Raw genomic sequence first — 18,773 nt, 5'->3', positions numbered from 1 at the left:
AACGATCAATGGCTAGTTTTTGGTAACCACTGGTAAGTAGACACCCCATGGTGCGGTAACTTGGCGGGTTGCCAAGGTCTTATTGCCATAGCTGTCGGTTACTTCCACCCGAACAGTGTAGACTTGGCCTGGTGTTGCATAGCTATGAGCCACCGGAGTACCTGCTGGTACCGTCATATAGGCTGAACCATCGCCGAAGTCCCAGCGATATTCAACTGGCACAGCATCATATTCCGAGGTCAAATCAACGTCGAGCCATACTTTTGAGCCGACTGAGGTTGGCATGATCATGCTGGTTGCATCATCCCACAAGACCTTGAAGAAGGTTTCGAGCAACGCTTCACGGCTGGTGGTATCACCCAAGTTATTGACCCCTTCTAAACCAAAGGTGGTGTAGATGGTGCGTCCGAGATAGCTGATACCTGGGGTTTCCAGGCTTGGTTGGGCACGATGCAGCCGCCCAGCCGTTACATCTTCTTCGCCTTCGATTGAGAACAATGAGCGAATTAATGGATCGCGATTGGGATCGAAGTCGGTACCATAGAGCGACTCAAGCGCATCAACGCTGGTTTGGTTACGAGCGCCGCCGCCAGCAGTCTCGCTAGCATCAATATCAATCTCCATGGTTTGGAAGACTTGTGGTGCTTGGGTTGTGGCAGTGATCAGCGATGTAACCGTCATCGCATTCGATGAGTTGATATTGGCCCGAACGTATTCACCACTCAACACCGTACTATAGAAGAATGATTCGGTGGTGGAGCTGGTTGAGTTGAGCACTTGCGCCAAATTCTGACCCATGGCGATGATCGTCCCGCCATTGTTGGCATACTCGGTCAAGCGATCCATATCCAAGGCGGTTAATGGTGTGGCGACCGTAAACTCACCATTGCGGCGGTTGTAATTGCCAGTGAAGTAGAGAATCGCCTTGTATGGATAGAGTTGTTCAGCTGGTGGCAAGAAGGTCGTTACGCTGCCAGCCAAATCATCAGCATCCAAAACGTCATAGGTCAAGCCAATTGCTTCAAGGGTCTCGGTGTAGTAGCGGGTAACATCGATATAGGCACCGCCAAGCGAAGCACTACCATCGTTATCAATCACCAACACATCAACATTGGCCATTGGCTTGGTTACACGTGCCCATGCAGGCATGTGGGCATCGTGATTTGGGCCATCAAGCACAATAAAGCCTTGATTATCGCCATAGCCACGCCCAGCCATACTATTGAAGGTAACCGTAAATTGGGCACTACCATTGGCTGGTACGGCAATGGTGTTTGAAGCGAGTGTTACCCCAGCCATTGGGGTAATGTTGTTAAAACCGCCGCCCGTGTATTGGGTGCTAATGTTGTAGGTTTCAGCAACATTGGTAGCGTTGGTCACCGTCACCAGAATCGACTTGGTTGTACCGGTCAATACTTGACCAAAGCTCAAGCTTGGTGGGCTTAAGAAAACGCCTGGATCACTGGCTTTGCTCAAATCGATCCGACCAGCGCCCATATCCAAGGGTTGAGCTGGCGAACCATCAGCAACCGTCACCCCAATATACTTTGAGGTGCTCATCAAAGCCGATTTGATTTGGTCATTGGTCCAGCTGGGATGAGCTTGGCGCAACAAGGCAGCAGCACCAGCAACGTGTGGCGCAGCCATCGACGTGCCCGAGGCAGTGCCATAGCCAAGGTGGCGGGCTTCGCCGCTGGCCCCAGGTGTATAGCCATGGGAAAGAATATTAACCCCAGGTGCGGTAACATCTGGTTTCAACACATCGCCAACGCCAGGGCCACGGCTACTAAAGCCAGCAATCACATCGGCAGTGCTTGGGGCAAGATAGGTCGATGGGTTGATTTCGGCAACTGACGCAGCGCCATGTTGAGCGTACCAATTGACCAAACCAGTCCCTTGGTTAAAGCCAATCATAATTGCCGGAATAGTGACTTGCGCACCAACTGCACCAGCACCCATGTTGATCAAGGTGTTGCCATTGGCAGCATTGTTGTAAATAATCACAAAGCTTGCGCCGCCGTTTTGAGCATTCAGCGCTTTAACCCCGAATTCACACGTACCACGTTGAATCAAGGCGATCTTGCCGGTAAAGGTCGTTGGCGCGAATGGGCTACAGCCAAGCGCATTGGTTGGCGAAATCACGCTAGCAGGCAGGTAGTTGTTGCTAACAAGGGCATTAATTGGCCCGCCAAAGCTCGCAGCCGCAATCGGAATTGTTTGCAAGGTTGGTGAAATTGGGGTTGGTTGGGTCACATTCAACTGCCCAGCAGCAAAGGTTGCTTGGGTCGTGCTGGCCGCCACCACAATATATTCATCGGAAGGATGATCGCTGGTGCCTTTGTTGGGGCCAGCATTGCCTGCCGACATTGAAACAAAAATTCCAGCATTTGAGGTGTTGATCAAGGCTGTATCAAGCGCATCGAATTCGCCGCCGATGCTGCCAGGGCCACCGCCCCATGAGTTATTAACGACATCAGCCTCATCAGCCACGATATCTTCGAGTGCAGCAATCCCTTCAGCATTGTAGAACGAGCCAATGCCATTGACGCTGGCATAGAACACGCGATAGCTCATAACCCATGCTTTAGGCGCAACCCCACTCGTTGATGGCAAATTCAGGCCACCAAAGGTTGCGGTTACGACATCGCCAGCGGCAATCCCAGCGGTGTGCACCCCGTGCGGTGTGCCATTCGTGCCTGGCCATGGGTTTTGGTCGCCATCAGCGGGGCCATCCCAAGTGCGGAAGTAGGTGCGTGAGGCGATAATTTTACCGTTGTTGTTTTGGGTCAAACCCAAACCATTGGCTGGATAGCCCGCAGGGTAGCTGTAGCCCGTGCCACTGAACATAGGGGCATCTTTATGCACGCCACCGTCCATCGAGGCAATTTTGATGCCTGCTCCAGCGTTGTTGCGGCCACCAATTGCCGAGCTGCTCCACAAGGCTGGCGAACCAATTAGGGTGTTGCTTACATGCAAATCGGCTTGCTGTGGTAAGTCGAGATAGACACCCTTGACATTGGGCAAGGCTTCCAGAATTTTGCGAGCGTCATCACGTTTGGTATTGCCAACGTTGACGGTCATCCCGTTAAACACCACGCTATAGCGCAGTTCGTCGAGGTCGCCAAATTCATTGACAAAGCGTTCGACGCTGGCTCCAGGCAAGGCTTGGCGCATATCAGTTACGAAGCGATTTTGTTCAGCTTCGAGTTGCGCCAGGTAGGTTTGGGCATCAGCCGCCTTCAGATCCAAACGTTGGTTGGCGTTGCGAGCTTTATTGGTGTTTTTGCTCCATGCAGCCAATGCTGGCGATTGCAACTCGATAATCAAGCGATGCGAAGGCGTTGCGACTGGGGCAACACTGTCGCTCGTCGCAGGGGCATAATCAGTTGTTAGTGGAGCTTTTTGAGCTGTCGTGGCTAATGGCTGCGCAAATAAGCTAATCACCAAGGTGAGTAAGCTCAATAACACAGCCCAACGTGGTAGGAAACGATTCACCAGTCCTCCTTGAGCGCTATGCCAAACCCTACCAAATGATTGTGGGTGTCATTGGAATTACCTGTGGTTGGTTCATTGAGGTAGGCGGCGCTAAAATGCAGATGGCTAGCATTATGCACTGAACTCTACACTTATGCAAATACTTGATCGCCAATCATTGATATCGCCAAAGCTGCTAATTACTGCATGTGCTGTTGCTAGACATGTCGTTAACTGTTGACAGTCTAGCAATGCAGCGTAGTTAACTAATTAGGCTTGGCTAGCTTGGTTTAAATAATCAATCATGCTTGAGGTTAATTCAAGTTGGGCCGCCTTAATCAGATCGTTGACTTGATCGAGGTTGGTGGCACTAGCAATTGGCGCGGTGATGCTAGGACGGGCAATTTGCCACGCTAAGGCAACTTGGCCAGGTGTCGCTTGAACTTCAGCCGCCACCTCATCAAGCGCCTTAAGAATAATCCAGCCACGTGGATTGAGATAGCTCCGCACTCGCGAACCACGGGCGCTTTGGCTCAAATCGGCTTCGCTACGGTATTTGCCGGTTAAAAAGCCTGATGCTAAGGTTGAATAGGGAATAACACCCAAATCTGCTTCTTGGCAAACTGTTTCTAACTGTGCTTCGTATGCTTCACGATCGTATAGGTTGTATAGCGGTTGAAGGCTTTCATAGCGTGGTATATTCAGCTCTTGGCTGATTGCTAAGGCAGCTTGTAGTCGTTCAGCGCTATAGTTCGATGCCCCAATCACGCGTATTTTGCCTTGTTGGATTAGCTCGGCAAATGCGCTAAGCGTTTGATCTAACGGAGTATTGGCATCATCAACATGCGCTTGATATAAATCAAGATAGTCAGTTTGAAGCCGTTGTAATGAGGCATCGATTGCCTGGGCAATATGCGCCTTGGCTAAACCTGTGCCAGCTCCAACTTTGCTCAGAATAATCAAATCATCGCGACGCTGGCGTTGCTTAATCCATTCTCCAATCAGCGTTTCCGATTCGCCACCTTGGTTACCTTCGACCCATGCCGAATAAACATCGGCAGTATCAATTGTGTTAAGCCCTGCAGCAACAAAGGCATCAAGCAAACGAAATGTTTGGGCGCGATCAACCGTCCAGCCAAATACATTGCCCCCAATCACTACTTTAGGAATCCGTAATTCCGACTTACCGAGTTGACGTAATTGCATAGTACGATTCCTTCTAGACCCACAGCATGGTTGCTGGATGAACGATGTACTAGCATGGTATCACTAGAGATATCTGAAGTCATACGGTATCACGCCAGTTGTCGCAAAAAACCTACCTCGTGCGAGATAGGTTTTTGCATTTGACCAATTTGATCGATGCTAAATTATTGTAGTTCACTGAGGAAACTTGTGCCATGCAGTGGTTGCTCTAGCCCGAAAATCTCAGCAATCGTTGCCGCCAAGTCGCTCAGGGTCTGACGAGTTCCCAAATTGACTCCGCTACGCACTTCGGGGCCAAAAACCAATAGCGGAACATATTCACGGCTGTGGTTCGAGCCAGGGGTGGTTGGGTCAACGCCATGATCGGCGGTAATTACCACCAGATCGCCCGCCCGTAATTTGGCTTGTAGCTCAGGCAAACGCTGATCAACTGCCTTCAAGGCGTTGGCATAGCCAACCGGATCATTGCGATGGCCATAGATCATATCAAACTCGATGAAGTTGGCAAACAACAGCCCTTCAAAATCCACATCGAGAAATTCAAGCACTGCCTCTAAACTGGCCGCATTATCAACGGTATGGTTGGAAACGCTGATGCCGCGATTGCCAAAAATATCATCGATTTTGCCAACTGAATAGACTTGTTTGCCTGCCGCTACTACTTTATCCAAAATGGTGGGGGTTTCTGGGGTCAGGGCATAATCGTGGCGGCGAATGGTGCGCTTAAAGGTTTCGGGACTATCGCCAATAAATGGCCGCGCAATCACCCGCCCAACCGCATGCTCTCCAACCAAGATCTCACGCGCGATTTCGCACATTGCATACAACTCTTTGGGAGTAATCACGTCTTCATGGGCCGCAATTTGAAAAACACTATCAGCTGAGGTATAGACAATTGGATCACCCGTGCGAATGTGTTCCATGCCTAATTCTTCAAGAATATCAGTGCCTGAGGCTGATTTATTGCCCAGCACGCCACGCCCAATTTTTTGTTTAAATGGCTCAATTACTGCTGCCGGAAAGCCATCGGGATACACCGGAAATGGTGTTGGCAAGACGATGCCCATCATCTCCCAGTGACCTGAAACTGTATCTTTGCCTTTTGATAGCGGTTGCATTTTGCCATAGCTGCCACTAAAAGATTCAGGGCAGGCGACACCCTGCATTTCGCTAATGCAACCAAGCCCTAGTGCTGCCATATTGGGCAGATCAAGCCCATTGATAGCTGCGGCTGTGTTGGCCAACGAGTGGCTGCCTACATCGCCATATTCGTCGGCATCAGGTGCTTCGCCAATTCCCACACCATCCAAAACAATCACCGTTACCCGTTTAATATCCATCCTAAGACTCCTTGTAAAACGTACTGATCATACAACCTTCAGCGCTCGCTCAGAAGCAGCGTTTTTGCAGAGAATAGTAGTATATCCGAGATAGCCAAACGATCGATGGTAGAATACTCGTTGGATTCATGTAGTCGAGGATGGATAACGCTATGCGGCGCTGGTGGATTATTAGCTTCCTTTCGCTGTTTATCTTGGCAAGTTGCGGTGCTGAACAAGCCGCCCCAACCACCCAAGGCCAAACCGCCAAACTCAACGTCGTCAGTACGGTTTCGCCAATTACCAATATTATCTACAACATTGCAGGCGATAAAATTAGCCTAACCGGAATTGTGCCTGAGGGTGTGAATTCCCACACCTTCGAGCCAGTGCCTTCAGATGCCAAAACCTTGGCCGAGGCCGACTTAATCTTTATCAATGGCCTTAATTTAGAGGAACCAACCCACAAATTGGCCGAAGCCAACAAACAACCAAGTGCCGAAATTATCTTGCTGGGCGAGCAAACGATCACGCCTGAGCAATATGTCTACGATTTCTCGTTTCCTAAAGAGGCTGGTAGCCCCAACCCGCACCTCTGGACACACCCGCTGCATGGCTTGCGCTACGCCGAAATTGTGCGTGATGCCTTGGTGCGCCGCGACCCGAGCAACGCTGAGTATTACAACGCCAATTATGCCAGCTTCAAAACCCGCATCGAAGCCTTTGATCTGGCAGTTAAAAAAACGATCGAGAGTATCCCGGCTGAAAATCGCAAATTGCTGACCTACCACGATTCATGGGCTTATTTCGCCCCGCACTATGGCATGACCGTGATTGGGGCAATTCAGCCTGCTGATTTTGCCGAGCCATCGGCCAAAGATGTTGCCGATTTGATCACGCAGATTCGTGAGCAAAAAGTGCCAGCGATTTTTGGCTCGGAAGTTTTTCCATCGCCAGTATTAGAGCAAATTGGCCGCGAAACAGGCGTAAAATATATTGATAGCCTGCGCGACGACGATTTACCTGGCGAGGTCGGGGCTGCCAATCACTCATATTTAGGCTTGCTGACCGAAGATCTGCGGATTATGGCCGAAAATTTGGGTGGCGACCCCAGCTTGATTGCCAATTTCGATACCAGCAATATTCCTGGCAGCGATAGCAGCGTCGTTCAACAACAATAGGGAGTAGTTTGGATGCAGCCAATTATTGAGTTGCGCGATGTTGGGTTGCGCTATGCCGACCGTTTGGTGCTTGATCAAATTAATATTCATCTGCACCATGGCCAGTTTGCGGCGCTGGTCGGGCCAAGCGGCGCTGGCAAAACCAGTCTGTTACGCTTGATTTTGGGCTTGCATGCTCCCAGCCATGGCCAGATTCTGACCCATGGCAAGCATCCAGTTGATAACCAAGTTCCGACGATTGCCTATGTGCCACAACTTGAAACTGTCGATTGGAATTTTCCGGTGACGGTTGAGCAGGTTGTGGCTATGGGTTTAGTGCGTCAGGGCAATCCATGGCCATGGTTACGCAAACATCAACGTCAAGCAGTGCAGGCCGTGCTGACCCAGCTTGAAATTGAGCATTTGGCCCAGCAGCATATTCGCAATCTTTCGGGTGGTCAGCAACAGCGAGTCTTTTTGGCACGAGCTTTGGTTGCCAAGCCCGCCATGTTGGTGCTCGATGAGCCGACAACTGGGATTGATCCACGGGTGGCTGAAACAATTTTGCATTTGCTGGCCGATTTGAATCAACAAGGCATGACGATTTTGATGACAACTCACGATTTGAATTCGGCAGCCAATCATGTGCCATGGATTATTTGTCTTAACCAAACGATTATTGCCCAAGGCACGCCGGAAGCAGTCTTTACCCCGATCGTTTTGGAGCAAACCTACCATAGTGAGATGGTGGTGGTGCACCATGAAGGCATGCTCTTAATTCAACAACGCCCGCATGGCCATAGCTATCGCGATTTGATTCCCAACCCAGTAATTGGTGAAGTGCTGAACCCAGCCATGGAGAACCCGATTGAACCAGCTTTTAGAACCGCTGAGCTTTAGCTTTTTTCGCTATGGCATTTTGGCCGCCTTATTGATTGGCAGTTTGTGTGGCTTGTTGGGCGTGTATATTGTGTTGCGTGGCATGAGCTATATCGGCCATGGATTATCGCACGCAATTTTTGGCGGCGCAGTCGTTTCGTTTGTGCTCGCCTGGAATTTCTATCTGGGCGCGGGCTTATGGGGCTTTGCTGCTGCCGTGTTAATCAACCAAACTGCTCGGCGCACCAAAATTAATGCTGATGCGGCAATTGGGGTTATTACCACCGCGAGTTTTGCGGTTGGAGTTGCCCTCATTAGTCGCTACCGCAATTTCACCCGCTCGTTTGATGCCGCGTTGTTTGGCAATATTCTCGGGGTAACCAGCGACGATCTTTGGGCGATTGGCGGTGTTTGCATTATGGTTGGGCTGGTGGTGTTCTTCAGTTATAAGCAATTACTGTTTATGACCTTTAATAATGATGTAGCCCAAGTTTATGGAGTTCGTACCAACTGGCTCGATACACTGTTTTCATTGATGCTGGCTGCCACATTAATCGTTTCAATGAAAATTTTGGGCGTGACGTTAATCGCCGCTGCCTTGGTTATTCCACCAATTACTGCCCGTTTGCTGACTGATAGTTTTCATCGCATGCTTGGGCTATCGACGTTGATTGGTGGTTTAACAGGGTGCATCGGCATGTATTTGAGCTATTTTTTCGATTTGGCCTCAGGTGCGACGATTGTTTTGACCCAAACCAGTTGCTTTGTGCTGGCCTTGGGCATTGCAGCATTGCGCAAACAACTGCGCAATCGCATGATTCACACCCACGTTTAGCGAGCCAAAGCCCGTGGATTGGTGGCATGGTCGAGATAGCGAGCGAGCATGCCCCGCAATTCGGCTAATGAAAACGGCTTGGCTAAAAAATCGGTAAAGCCTGCTTCTCGACAAGCCTGCCGCGTATCTTCACCAGCATAGCCACTAACCGCGATCACCGGAATTTCAAGGCAATGCTGATAGCTGCGAATGTGCTGCAACAGCTCAAAGCCATTCTCGCCAGGAAACGAGAGATCCAAGAAGATTAATTGAGGATTCATAGTGGCTAAAACGCCGCGCATCTCGTCGCCGCTGCTCACGGTAATCACATTATGCTGTGAACGCGACAGAATTCGCACCCAAAACGCCTGCATCAAGCCACTGTCATCGATTGCTAAAATGTTTGCCATACAATTCTTCCTTTGCCAAGGCTGCTTCCACTCCTAAAAGCAACCTTTGCTGTTGCTTTCCAATGAGCACAACTTCAATACAGATAGTCTACCCCTAAGCCATAGGCTGAAATGAGGGGCAATAGTGTTGTTTTTGGTGTAGGCAAAGTAATAGCAGTAGGGGGGACAATTGGCCTAGGTCGTGCGATGGTTAAACACTTGAGCTATGCGAATTGTAAGGATTAGAGATTAATTTGGGGTAACTGTTGTGGGGTAGTTGTCCACAAAAGGCTATCTAATACAATTGCTTGTGCCCCAATTTCAGGCAAAGCGGCGATACTGGCGAGACTGGGTGCGCTGCAAATCAGTGGTTTTTCAGTGAGTTCGCGCAAACGCTCAAGCCCCCAGCCCAGCAGTGGCTCAATGGCTGGGCCAACCAAGCGTCCATAGTGCGACTCATGTTTTGCTCGTGGCCCCGAACCAAGCAACAAACTATCAACGGCTTGAGGAATGGCAGTCAGTTGGCTAATTTGATCGGTGGCGACTTGAATTAATAGTGGAGCTTCCCATTGATTGCGCACCAACTCACACCAACGCGCCATATGGTTTAATTCGCTGCTTTGCTCAAGATCAAGTACCACCGCCGCCCATTCACCCTCATGCAAATTGCGCAACAATTCTTGGAGATCCTGAATGCTACGAGGTTGTAAGCAGAGCAACACTGGTAGATCGAGGGTTTGCCAATGGGCTGCGTCACGTTGGGCGCGTCGCCAGGTGCGGGTTGATGAGCGATACAACAACCCGCCTGTCGTTGAAATTAATTGAATAGCTTGATCGCGTGTGCCCAACGGATCGGTGATAATTGCCCCAAGATTGCTGAGATTCGCCAAGCGATCGGTGCCCGCCCCGAAACCGCCACAGCGCCCAAGCACGGCGCTGCGCACGGTTAAACCATAGGGGTTGTGTGGGGCAAGGTCAATGGCCATCGCTGCTGGCTCCTTGGGTTTGGTCGTGTTTTTTCAGCGCTTTTTCAATATCATCAACCAAAGTTCGCGCTTCTAACAAATCGAGGTGGGTTTGTTCGTGGGCATATTGGATGGCTGCCAAACGATCGCCACGAATCAACAGATCCAAAATGTCTTGGCGCACGTCATCGCGAATATTGGTGGTTCGCATATGGCGATCCATCGCCCTCGCCTGAAAGCGTAAGCGTTCGCGATAGGTTTTGGTGCGCATAATCAAGAGGGTAATTAAGCCAACTGCCCCGATAATCACCACCAAAGCGCTCATTCCATCCATAACGTATCCCTCAGCATTAGCTTTGTACCCATTCGCGGCTGGCGAAGGCTTGCTGGCCTGGGCCTTCGGAAACCCAAACCCCGACCATTTTGAGCGTATCAACACCATCTTGGCGCAGGCGTTCGCACAATTCGGCACAAAAATAGGTTGCCAACAATTCAGCCGTGGTATTTTGAATTGGCAGCATAATCACTTCGGCGATTGGGAAGACATAATATTTATCTTCGTAGCGTACTGTTAAATGCTGCTCGTTTTGGCTATACTCGATTTTAGGATTCTCGGCGGCCAACAAGACCCGATGATCAAGCGTGCGGGCAATTTCGGCGGCGTGTTTTTTCAACACCCCAAAATCTACCACATATTGATCTTCGCATAAAAAGCCTTCTACTTCGACCGTTACGCGATAATTATGGCCATGCAGCCGCTCACATTTGCCGCGCATGGTAATAAAATGCGCCGCCGCAAAACCAAGCTGATCCTTAGTTACTTGCAAGCGGTAAATACGTTGGCTCATGCCAGAGACTCCTCAATGTGGCAGGTGTAACAATGTTGGCACAACCGAAAAGGCACGCCTGTATGACAGGGCGTGACTAGATTTTCACGCGAGCCACAGCAGCGACAAACACTGAGATTTTCAATATCGTCAGCCCGCCAAAGCTGTGAGCGTAGCTCTAATTTGGGAATTGGCTCCGTCTGCAAAATCGCCAGTTTAACACAGACCGCTGCCGGAAAAATTTCCTCGACATTGGCGTAGAGCAATTGGGGATTCCACACGACCTCATCACCGACACAAATATCTTTCATGCGTGGATGTTGGCGAATTTTAAATTTCATAGTTTGTCACAACGCTTGCTAGCAACGTCATTATCAAAAGCTTGGGATGTGCTAGTCATATTCTAGCGCATCTGTGCAGCGGTCGCCAAATCCACAGGCGCGACAACGCCATGGTTGTTCATGCGAACGTTCAACATCATTTAGCTCAAGGTCATCGCGCATCGCGTCGAGCGCTTCCAGCAAGGCCTGATACAGTTGATCGGTCCAATCGACTTGGAAGGTATGCTGAGCGTAGCGCAACAAACCATAACGCGGAGCCACGCCAGTCGCTTCTTCCAGCAACAAACAATAGGCGGCCAATTGCAAAATATCGCCTTGGCGTGGGCTAGTTGCTTGGCGCTGCGGCTTGACCTCAACCGGAATCAAAGCCTTGCCATCGGCCAAGACATAATCGGGCTTGCCGGTTAATTGATAACGGGCTGAAAATAAGGCTTTGGTTAATTCACGGCGGGCGGTATCGTGATAAACCACTGTGCGCCAAGGCAGGCCCGTGCTAGCTCGCAGTTGGTTGCTGCGTCGCCAGAGCCAGAGCGCCAGCAAGCCCAAACCAAGTGCCAGCCAAATCATGCCAACACCAAGGCCAAGGCGGCTAGCACCAACAAGCCAATGGCTACGGTGCGTAACCACTGGCTTTGCTGCAAATCTTGACCATAGCGTTGATGGGCCGCTTCGCCTTGGGCTAGCCGTTCAGGAAAACGCCCTTCCCAGCCACACTCACGGCGTAGCCACCAAGCTCGGGCACAAAAATCATATTCGCCCAGTTCGCTGGCGCGGATAATTGGCTTACGCTCGGCCATGATTTTATGGTCTAACGATTGGCGTTGGGGTTGGCGGCATGGTAATCGCTGGCTCGCCACTAATGATATTGCGCACGTCGGAAACGGTAATTAGCAGCATCAACCCAAGCAACATCATCATCCCAACCGCATGCACAACTGCTTCGCGTTCAGGTGGAATCTTCTTGCGGCGAATCGCTTCGATCAAGGCAAAAATAATCCGGCTACCATCAAGTGCTGGAATTGGCAAAATGTTGATCAAGGCCAAATTCAGGCTGAGCAAGGCGGTAAAATTAAGATAATCGCGCAAGCCCGAGCGAGCAACTTGGCCCGTCAAGCGAGCGATGCCAACTGGGCCAGCTAAGCCACCTTCCGGCGCTGCATTCGTGCCCAGCAAACCGCCGATCAACATCGCAAAGCCCATAAACATTTCGCCTAATAGCCGAAAACTATAGGTAAACCCGTTGATGATCGCTTGAAAAATATTAACTGATTCGCGTGGATTGCCTAAGCCAACCCCAAAGCGATAGCGTTGCGCTTCTTCGCTATATTGGGGCGTGACCTTCAGGCTTTGTTCAGCGCCAGCCCGTTGGACGATGACATCTAATGGCTCGCCACCACTGGTTTCAACCAACAGCCGCACCTGTTCATCGGTACTAATCGCTGTTCCATTAATTGAAACAAACACATCTTCGACTTGAAACCCAGCGTTTGCGGCAAATTCATCGGTTGAAGCGACCATCACTTTATCAAGGTTGGGGTAGCCCCAAATTGCAAAAATGATCGCAAACATAATGATTGCGGTAATCACGTTGGCAATTACACCCGCTGCCATCACTGGAATGCGGCGACGTGGCGAGGCCGAAGCCAGGCTATCGGGGTCATCGAAGCCACCTTCTTCCCCCGCAAACCGCACAAAGCCGCCGAGGGGCAGCCAATTCAGCGTGAACGGAATACCTTTGCGCACGAACAACACTTTGGCGCGTGGCGGTAACCCAATGCCAAATTCTTCGATCTTAATGCCCATTTTGCGGCCAACCCAATAGTGGCCCAACTCATGAACAACAACTAAAAAGCCTAAAGCGGGAATAACCGCAAGCCACGCCAAACTGCTAAAATCCATAAAGATCTCCCGTGGATAGTGGTGTACGGCCTATGCCAGCCGCGAATGAATCTTACTTGAGTTACCTAGTAGCGTCAACCGCTTTTGATGAGTAAGTTGTTAACAAGGGTGAAGGATCAATTATGAGGGATGAAGAAACGCAGGAAGCCTCAATTATACGGGGTTGAATGACCAACAATGCATGGAGAGAAGGCTTACCCTCAGCCCCTCGTCTGCTGGGCGGGCGAAGGGCTGAGGGCATGTGACAATTAGTTGTTAACCTAATGAACCGTTATAGCTAGTGGTGTTTCATCCTTACTACCGCGCTCTTCGCTCAAACTTAGTCGCGTTTGCTAACTTGGGTTGGCATATTCATCAAGTAGCTAATCGTTACCTGATCGCCAGCTTGAGGGTTGGCATACATAACTTCGCTGCCAAGCCGCGCTTTGATCAACCGCTCAGGTTGGTCGTCGTGGGCAAACGTGACATCGTAAAAGATGCTGCCATGTAAACTGACTGCTTGAACAGCCTGAATCACGGCTGGGCGGGTTCCCGAAAGAATCATAGATTTGCTCCAATTTGGAAGGTATCGCGATTAATTATAGCGATTATTGCTTGGACGCAAACTAATATTCGGTTGAGGCTGTTGCATAAACGCATACAACGGGTGTTGCATTTCACGATAACGATCTAAAGCCGTATGCACTGGCAAAATAAACGTTCGATGTTCGCTTTGGCCAAGGCGTGGATGTTGATAGATTCCCGCCGAGCCAATATCCTCGAACATCAACATCCGATAGAATTTTGCCAAGCGCTGGGTCGAAGAAATTACTACATGTTCATGGCCTTGTTGCAGCGCATACATCCACAAAGCCTTGCATAAAAGCAGCTTAACTGCCAATAATTCGCGGCAATGGCGAATCGTAAAGCGGGTTGCCTCGACAAACGAGCGCTGATGTAATTGGGGAATCGTGGTGATCGGCACAAATTGCTCTAGCTCAATCTTGCCAGGCCCACCATCGATCAGCCGCAGCGTGCCGACAATGCCGCGATTGGCTAATTCGGCCACCAGGATTAAACTATGATCAGCCAAATCGAGCATATCAAGCGCTTGATCGGGTGCAGCAAAATGACCATAGCCGCGATAGCGTAAATCCAACACTTGCTTTAATTCACCAAACGAATCGAGCGGACGAATGTGCACCTGCTTGGTGGTTTCAGTGAGTTTTTGCCAGCCCACTGTTTTAAAATCGATCATGCCATCCTCACAGCAAAACATTAAATACCAGTAAAAATAATCATCAAGCCTAGCTATCTAAATGCTAGTAGGACTTTAGTCTTGATTTTACCCTTAGTAGAGAGCAATAGCTGAGAAATTGGTTTACAACTGACGGATTTTCGATAGTGACGAACAAAGATAGACCAAAAGTTTGCTAGCGATTGTCGTTTTGGCTTGGCGGTTATCCGTTATAATGGAGATACCCGCTTGATATTGTTCGGCGTGCGATTGCGAGGAAGCTCCGTGGTTGCTCCCCTATCCACTCTCGATGAACTGATTTTGCACTATGTCCGTGCCTTGGTAGCCTTACCAAGTGTTACTGGCGATGACCCAGCCTTGGAACAGGCTGCGCCGACGATTGCTGATATATTGCGCGGCCTTGGGTTTCAGGTCAATGTGCACCCAACTGAAGGTGCACCGATTATTTTGGCCCATCGGCCTGGCAAAAGCGCTCAACGCTTGCTCTTTTTTAATCACTACGATGTGATGCCAGCTGGGGTCTGGCGTGATTGGTTTCATGAGCCGTTTACCTTGGCTGAGCGCGAAGGGCTGCTCTATGGGCGTGGCGTTGCCAACGATAAAGGCAATTTAGCTGCGCGAATTGCTGCTGTGGCTCAAATTTTGGCCGAAACTGGCGATCTCCCAGTTGGTGTGACGTTTTTAATTGAAGGTGACGGGCTGAGTGGTAGCCCATCATTAGCTAATTTGGTTGCCGATCAAGCTAATCATTTAACTGCCGATTTGGTAGTTGGCTATGGTGGCATGCTCGATCAAGCGCGTTTGCCCTACTTGTATGCTGGGGTTCGTGGGCGCTTGTTGGTACGCTTGCGAGCTGAGGGTGCTAAAATTCCGATCGGTGCTGATATGGCGACCAGTGTACCCAACCCGGCTTGGCGCATCCTTTGGGCGGTCAATCGGATTAAAAATGATAGCGAAGAAGTGACGATTGATGGGTTTTATGATGCGGTTGTGCCACCAAGCCGCGAGGCCAATAAGCTCACTCGTGGCTTGCAGCTCGATGAGGAAACGCGACTAAAAGCTTGGGGCATGCCGCAATTTTTATTTGGCATGACCGGGGCTGGTCTGGCTCGGGCTGAAACCTTCAACCCAACCTGTAATGTTGCCGGATTAACGGTTGATACCGGTCATAGCCCCCCTCCAACCATCCCTGCCAGTGCCGAAGTGCTGCTCGATTTCAGTCTTGTGCCTGAGCAACGCCCAACCGAAGTTGCCCGTTTGTTGCGTGAGCACCTCAATAGTGCCGATTTCCATGATGTGCATTTGGAGATTATCAAGGGTGCCTATCCGCCCGCAATGAATGCGTTGAGCACACCATTACTCAATAGTTTAGCGACGGCAATTGAACAGGTTTATGGCTCAACTCCGCAAATTGTGCCGCTTGCGCCATTCTCGGTGCCGCTACACCTTTTTACCGCTGGGATGAATGTGCCAGCCGTTGCCTTGGGAATTCAACGCCCCGATAGCAACGTTCGGGTCATCAATGAACATATTCAGTTGGCCGATCTCAAAGCGATGGCTAGTTTGATTCAACAACTGATTATCGGCCTTGGCTAAATCGATCAAGTTACGCTGCGATAGGTTATAAAAGGGTTGGTTCTTTACAATCATTGGCGATCACCACCCTTCCGTCCCGCCTCAAGGCGGGAGACGCAGGGGGCTTTAATCCCCCTGCACCCCCTAAATTGCATAGAGTGGTGATCAAGCATCCACTCATGAACCACCGATTCCGTGGTTCATAGCGGAAAACCACCCTCGTAAGCTCCTCACCATCAAGTAGATTGATTTAGTTAAGCGTTATTCGCCAAGCTTCCAGCGTTCGATAGTTGGTTGGGCTAAGCGGCGCTTGAAATCGAGATAAACCGCATTCGACCAGCCAAAGCCTGGCAACGAGCCATATTTGCCGCCCTCAACTTCGCCCGTTGGGTCAACCACGTTATATTTTTCCCACATGGCGTTGGTTCGCTCGAAGACAGTTTCGTTGAGCGTACACCATGCTTGCATGACCTCACGCGCTTGGGATTGATAGCCGTAGCGTAACAAACCCTCGACGACAATCCATTGCAATGGTGCCCAGCCGTTGGGGCTAGCCCATTGATAGCTAGCATGGGTTTTGAGCGTTGTCACCAAACCACCAACTCGCATAAAGCTTGGCAACCATTGCTCGACCACCTGCGCCGCCTGAACTTCGGTCGCCCAACCAGCCCACAAGGGGTAAAATCCGGCCAACGAAGGGTTATCTAGGTCAGCCACTTCATTGAGATAATTGTAATCATAGAAAAAGCCACTAGCGGCATCCCAAAAAACTGCTTGCATGGTTTCGGCGCGTTGATCGGCGCAGGATTGCCATTGCTCGGCAGCCGCGTGATCGTCGCGCACACGGGCGGCTTGGGCAAAATCGCACTCACGCAGATACAAAATGCTATTCAAATCAACTGGCAAATGGCTCATCCATTGGCCATTGCAGCGGGTTGAATGATCCCAGCCACTTTCGCAACAGGCCAGGGTATCCAAATAGTTAATATCGAAATAGCGCGACAACCCGCGATGCACTTGGCGCTGATGCGGATGGGTGGTAGCCAGCCAAACACTGGCATGCTCCTGCTCAGCGAGTGCCATCAGGCGTTGTAACCAAGCAGCGCTATCAGGATCGCCAGCGGCCTGTTTGGTTTGGTAGGCCAGCCAAATCAATTGAGTCCAGAAAGGTGGTTGGCTGCGCGAAAGAAAATAATAACGGCTAGCGTTAGGAATCACCCCGAAGCGCTGGTAGAGATAGGCCATGTTTTCGGCCATGCCCTCGATTACCGCTTCGTAGCGCGTGCCACCCAACCCCAGCGCAATGAAAAAACTATCCCAATAAAACATCTCTTGAAAGGTAGGGTCGTGGGTTGGCACCATAAATTGATGGGGCAAGCCAATTAAGGTTTTTTGATCTTCCGGCTGTTGACGAACAAGTTTGTCCCAATAAGCATCGATATACTGCGTGATTGCAGGCTGTCGCATACGCTTCCTGTTCTTTTTGACTTCTACCGTGTGCTGTAGTATGATCGCGATGCCGCACGTACCACCGCGCTCGATTATCCGTTCGGAGCGCGTTTGTATGTTAAGCTATGTTTGAACCACGACGTTCAACTAACCCTTAGGAGGACTCAACCATGGCTGCGCCCATTGACCGCGCACAAATTCTGGAGGCCTTGCGCACCGCCGATACGACGATTAGTTGTTATCTCGATCTTGAGTCGGGTAGTGTGATCAGCATTGATGACACGGCTGCCGACGCTGATACCGAAGCAAAGCGCAACGAAATTATGGAAGGCTATGGCGAACGTTTTCGCTATATCTCAGGTGGTCAGACCGGCGCTGATGATGCTGCGGTTCAAACGTGGCTGGACGGCGAAGGCTTATAACCCTTGCTGCCAAAGCCAATGACCCATCTATAACCCCAAATGCGTTTTCCAGTGCCTCGTGTTTCATTTGCGTGGATATGGCTGGAGCGATGGATACAAGAAGAACATAGAACACGTTGGTTCTGTGTTCTTTGCTTTTTAGCCCAAGCGCAAATTTGGTACAATCTTCTATTGGCAATTTGCTTTTAGGAGATCTCGATGGTTAATAGTTATGCTGCTGCTGAAGCTTTGCTCGCTGAGTGGGTGCAAAGCGAAAGTTTACGAAAACACTGCCTCGCGGTTTCTACCTCCATGCGTCATATGGCGCAACGTCAACAGGTTGATGCCGAGCTTTGGGCAACGGTTGGCTTGATTCACGATCTCGATTATGAGCGTTTTCCGAATGCTGCCCAATCTCCTACTGCTGAACATCCTTCGGAAGCAGTTCGGGTGCTCCGTGAACTTGGTTGGAGCGAGGAGATTTGTCGGGCTATTTTATCACATGCCGATTATTGCCATGTTGAGCGGATTACGCCCATGGAAAAAACGCTCTATGCCGTTGATGAGCTTTCGGGCTTTGTTACTGCCGTCGCCCTCGTGCGCCCCGATAAAAGCGTGCATAGCGTCGAAGTCAGTTCAGTCAAGAAGAAAATGAAGGATAAAGCTTTTGCCCGCGCCGTCAATCGCGAAGATATTATTCGTGGTGCCCAAGAGCTTGATGTGCCACTCGAAACCTTGATCGAAGAAGTGATCACGGCGTTGCGAGGCAATGCTGTGGCTCTCGGTTTGAATGGGGTTTAGGCTATGGGCTATAGGTGTAATGATTTATAGCATTAAT

The 18,773-nt window shown here is 50.3% G+C and carries 20 protein-coding genes; 6 read left to right on the top strand and 14 right to left on the bottom strand.

Features of this window, described 5'->3' with window-relative positions; genetic code table 11:
* Positions 1 to 12 precede the first annotated feature (12 nt).
* From DEF47_RS23630 to DEF47_RS23620, 3 genes are all read right to left on the bottom strand, one after another.
* The gene (locus DEF47_RS23630) at positions 13 to 3,495 is read right to left on the bottom strand and encodes a S8 family serine peptidase (protein WP_012190388.1); all 3,483 of its coding nucleotides are present in this window, start codon (positions 3,493 to 3,495) and stop codon (positions 13 to 15) included.
* 249 nt (positions 3,496 to 3,744) lie between these two features.
* Complete coding sequence (locus tag DEF47_RS23625) at positions 3,745 to 4,680, bottom strand: aldo/keto reductase (RefSeq protein ID WP_012190387.1); 936 nt, start codon at positions 4,678 to 4,680, stop codon at positions 3,745 to 3,747.
* A gap of 164 nt (positions 4,681 to 4,844) precedes the next feature.
* A complete protein-coding gene (locus tag DEF47_RS23620) occupies positions 4,845 to 6,020 on the bottom strand; it encodes a phosphopentomutase (RefSeq protein ID WP_012190386.1) in 1,176 nt (391 codons plus the stop codon).
* 152 nt (positions 6,021 to 6,172) lie between these two features.
* Here DEF47_RS23620 and DEF47_RS23615 point away from each other — a divergent pair, with 152 nt between their 5' ends.
* Genes DEF47_RS23615 through DEF47_RS23605 form a run of 3 tightly spaced genes read left to right on the top strand, consistent with a single transcriptional unit; the run spans position 6,173 to position 8,873 of the window.
* Positions 6,173 to 7,180 carry a metal ABC transporter substrate-binding protein gene (locus DEF47_RS23615; RefSeq protein WP_012190385.1) on the top strand — a complete coding sequence of 336 codons (1,008 nt, stop codon included), beginning with the start codon at positions 6,173 to 6,175 and terminating at the stop codon, positions 7,178 to 7,180.
* Positions 7,181 to 7,192: 12 nt separating this feature from the next.
* Positions 7,193 to 8,059 carry a metal ABC transporter ATP-binding protein gene (locus DEF47_RS23610; protein ID WP_012190384.1) on the top strand — a complete coding sequence of 289 codons (867 nt, stop codon included), beginning with the start codon at positions 7,193 to 7,195 and terminating at the stop codon, positions 8,057 to 8,059.
* Positions 8,028 to 8,873, top strand: a complete 846-nt coding sequence (locus tag DEF47_RS23605) for a metal ABC transporter permease (protein ID WP_012190383.1) — start codon at positions 8,028 to 8,030, stop codon at positions 8,871 to 8,873. Before DEF47_RS23610 ends, DEF47_RS23605 begins: the two co-directional genes overlap by 32 nt.
* Here DEF47_RS23605 and DEF47_RS23600 read toward each other — a convergent pair.
* The 10 genes from DEF47_RS23600 to DEF47_RS23555 all read right to left on the bottom strand — a co-directional run bounded on the left by DEF47_RS23600 (position 8,870) and on the right by DEF47_RS23555 (position 14,510).
* Entirely contained in the window at positions 8,870 to 9,262 is a 393-nt protein-coding gene (locus DEF47_RS23600; RefSeq protein ID WP_012190382.1) for a response regulator, read from the bottom strand. The genes DEF47_RS23605 and DEF47_RS23600 overlap by 4 nt on opposite strands.
* A gap of 221 nt (positions 9,263 to 9,483) precedes the next feature.
* Complete coding sequence (locus DEF47_RS23595) at positions 9,484 to 10,227, bottom strand: hypothetical protein (protein ID WP_012190381.1); 744 nt, start codon at positions 10,225 to 10,227, stop codon at positions 9,484 to 9,486.
* Complete coding sequence (locus tag DEF47_RS23590) at positions 10,217 to 10,540, bottom strand: hypothetical protein (RefSeq protein WP_012190380.1); 324 nt, start codon at positions 10,538 to 10,540, stop codon at positions 10,217 to 10,219. The genes DEF47_RS23595 and DEF47_RS23590 overlap by 11 nt, the downstream gene beginning before the upstream one ends.
* 16 nt (positions 10,541 to 10,556) lie before the next feature.
* A complete protein-coding gene (locus DEF47_RS23585; protein WP_012190379.1) occupies positions 10,557 to 11,054 on the bottom strand; it encodes a 6-carboxytetrahydropterin synthase in 498 nt (165 codons plus the stop codon).
* Entirely contained in the window at positions 11,051 to 11,374 is a 324-nt protein-coding gene (locus DEF47_RS23580; protein WP_012190378.1) for a hypothetical protein, read from the bottom strand. Before DEF47_RS23580 ends, DEF47_RS23585 begins: the two co-directional genes overlap by 4 nt.
* A gap of 51 nt (positions 11,375 to 11,425) precedes the next feature.
* Positions 11,426 to 11,941, bottom strand: coding sequence for a CRISPR-associated protein Cas4 (locus DEF47_RS23575; RefSeq protein WP_012190377.1), 516 nt, complete (start codon positions 11,939 to 11,941; stop codon positions 11,426 to 11,428).
* Complete coding sequence (locus DEF47_RS23570; RefSeq protein ID WP_012190376.1) at positions 11,938 to 12,171, bottom strand: hypothetical protein; 234 nt, start codon at positions 12,169 to 12,171, stop codon at positions 11,938 to 11,940. The genes DEF47_RS23575 and DEF47_RS23570 overlap by 4 nt, the downstream gene beginning before the upstream one ends.
* 4 nt (positions 12,172 to 12,175) lie before the next feature.
* Positions 12,176 to 13,273: a M50 family metallopeptidase gene (locus tag DEF47_RS23565; protein ID WP_012190375.1), complete on the bottom strand. Its 1,098-nt coding sequence runs from the start codon at positions 13,271 to 13,273 to the stop codon at positions 12,176 to 12,178.
* Positions 13,274 to 13,592: 319 nt separating this feature from the next.
* Entirely contained in the window at positions 13,593 to 13,817 is a 225-nt protein-coding gene (locus tag DEF47_RS23560) for a hypothetical protein (RefSeq protein ID WP_012190374.1), read from the bottom strand.
* 30 nt (positions 13,818 to 13,847) lie between these two features.
* Complete coding sequence (locus tag DEF47_RS23555) at positions 13,848 to 14,510, bottom strand: N-acyl amino acid synthase FeeM domain-containing protein (RefSeq protein WP_012190373.1); 663 nt, start codon at positions 14,508 to 14,510, stop codon at positions 13,848 to 13,850.
* Between the two features lie 264 nt (positions 14,511 to 14,774).
* Here DEF47_RS23555 and DEF47_RS23550 point away from each other — a divergent pair, with 264 nt between their 5' ends.
* The gene (locus DEF47_RS23550; RefSeq protein ID WP_012190372.1) at positions 14,775 to 16,106 is read left to right on the top strand and encodes a M20/M25/M40 family metallo-hydrolase; all 1,332 of its coding nucleotides are present in this window, start codon (positions 14,775 to 14,777) and stop codon (positions 16,104 to 16,106) included.
* Positions 16,107 to 16,346: 240 nt separating this feature from the next.
* Here the strand turns inward: DEF47_RS23550 and DEF47_RS23545 are convergent, their stop codons facing one another.
* Positions 16,347 to 17,552 carry a trehalase family glycosidase gene (locus DEF47_RS23545; protein WP_012190371.1) on the bottom strand — a complete coding sequence of 402 codons (1,206 nt, stop codon included), beginning with the start codon at positions 17,550 to 17,552 and terminating at the stop codon, positions 16,347 to 16,349.
* A 152-nt stretch (positions 17,553 to 17,704) separates the two neighbouring features.
* On the opposite strand from DEF47_RS23545, the gene DEF47_RS23540 reads away from it, so the two are divergent.
* Both DEF47_RS23540 and DEF47_RS23535 read left to right on the top strand, forming a co-directional pair.
* Positions 17,705 to 17,956: a hypothetical protein gene (locus tag DEF47_RS23540; protein WP_012190370.1), complete on the top strand. Its 252-nt coding sequence runs from the start codon at positions 17,705 to 17,707 to the stop codon at positions 17,954 to 17,956.
* A gap of 198 nt (positions 17,957 to 18,154) precedes the next feature.
* Positions 18,155 to 18,736, top strand: coding sequence for an HDIG domain-containing metalloprotein (locus DEF47_RS23535; protein WP_012190369.1), 582 nt, complete (start codon positions 18,155 to 18,157; stop codon positions 18,734 to 18,736).
* The last annotated feature ends 37 nt before the right edge of the window (positions 18,737 to 18,773 follow it).

Origin of the sequence: Herpetosiphon sp., assembly GCF_003512625.1 — a bacterium.
GTDB classification, from domain to species: Bacteria; Chloroflexota; Chloroflexia; order Chloroflexales; family Herpetosiphonaceae; genus Herpetosiphon; species Herpetosiphon aurantiacus.
Note: the sequence above shows the minus strand (reverse complement) of the source record. Positions and strands in the feature narration are given on the sequence as shown.

Coding starts and splice junctions, on each gene's coding strand:
- DEF47_RS23570 (WP_012190376.1), bottom strand. CDS start 12,171: ATGGCCGAGCGTAAGCCAATTATCCGCGCCAGCGAACTGGGCGAATAT.
- DEF47_RS23595 (WP_012190381.1), bottom strand. CDS start 10,227: ATGGCCATTGACCTTGCCCCACACAACCCCTATGGTTTAACCGTGCGC.
- DEF47_RS23560 (WP_012190374.1), bottom strand. CDS start 13,817: ATGATTCTTTCGGGAACCCGCCCAGCCGTGATTCAGGCTGTTCAAGCA.
- DEF47_RS23580 (WP_012190378.1), bottom strand. CDS start 11,374: ATGAAATTTAAAATTCGCCAACATCCACGCATGAAAGATATTTGTGTC.
- DEF47_RS23600 (WP_012190382.1), bottom strand. CDS start 9,262: ATGGCAAACATTTTAGCAATCGATGACAGTGGCTTGATGCAGGCGTTT.
- DEF47_RS23620 (WP_012190386.1), bottom strand. CDS start 6,020: ATGGATATTAAACGGGTAACGGTGATTGTTTTGGATGGTGTGGGAATT.
- DEF47_RS23540 (WP_012190370.1), top strand. CDS start 17,705: ATGGCTGCGCCCATTGACCGCGCACAAATTCTGGAGGCCTTGCGCACC.
- DEF47_RS23610 (WP_012190384.1), top strand. CDS start 7,193: ATGCAGCCAATTATTGAGTTGCGCGATGTTGGGTTGCGCTATGCCGAC.
- DEF47_RS23535 (WP_012190369.1), top strand. CDS start 18,155: ATGGTTAATAGTTATGCTGCTGCTGAAGCTTTGCTCGCTGAGTGGGTG.
- DEF47_RS23615 (WP_012190385.1), top strand. CDS start 6,173: ATGCGGCGCTGGTGGATTATTAGCTTCCTTTCGCTGTTTATCTTGGCA.
- DEF47_RS23545 (WP_012190371.1), bottom strand. CDS start 17,552: ATGCGACAGCCTGCAATCACGCAGTATATCGATGCTTATTGGGACAAA.
- DEF47_RS23590 (WP_012190380.1), bottom strand. CDS start 10,540: ATGGATGGAATGAGCGCTTTGGTGGTGATTATCGGGGCAGTTGGCTTA.
- DEF47_RS23575 (WP_012190377.1), bottom strand. CDS start 11,941: ATGATTTGGCTGGCACTTGGTTTGGGCTTGCTGGCGCTCTGGCTCTGG.
- DEF47_RS23585 (WP_012190379.1), bottom strand. CDS start 11,054: ATGAGCCAACGTATTTACCGCTTGCAAGTAACTAAGGATCAGCTTGGT.
- DEF47_RS23625 (WP_012190387.1), bottom strand. CDS start 4,680: ATGCAATTACGTCAACTCGGTAAGTCGGAATTACGGATTCCTAAAGTA.
- DEF47_RS23565 (WP_012190375.1), bottom strand. CDS start 13,273: ATGGATTTTAGCAGTTTGGCGTGGCTTGCGGTTATTCCCGCTTTAGGC.
- DEF47_RS23555 (WP_012190373.1), bottom strand. CDS start 14,510: ATGATCGATTTTAAAACAGTGGGCTGGCAAAAACTCACTGAAACCACC.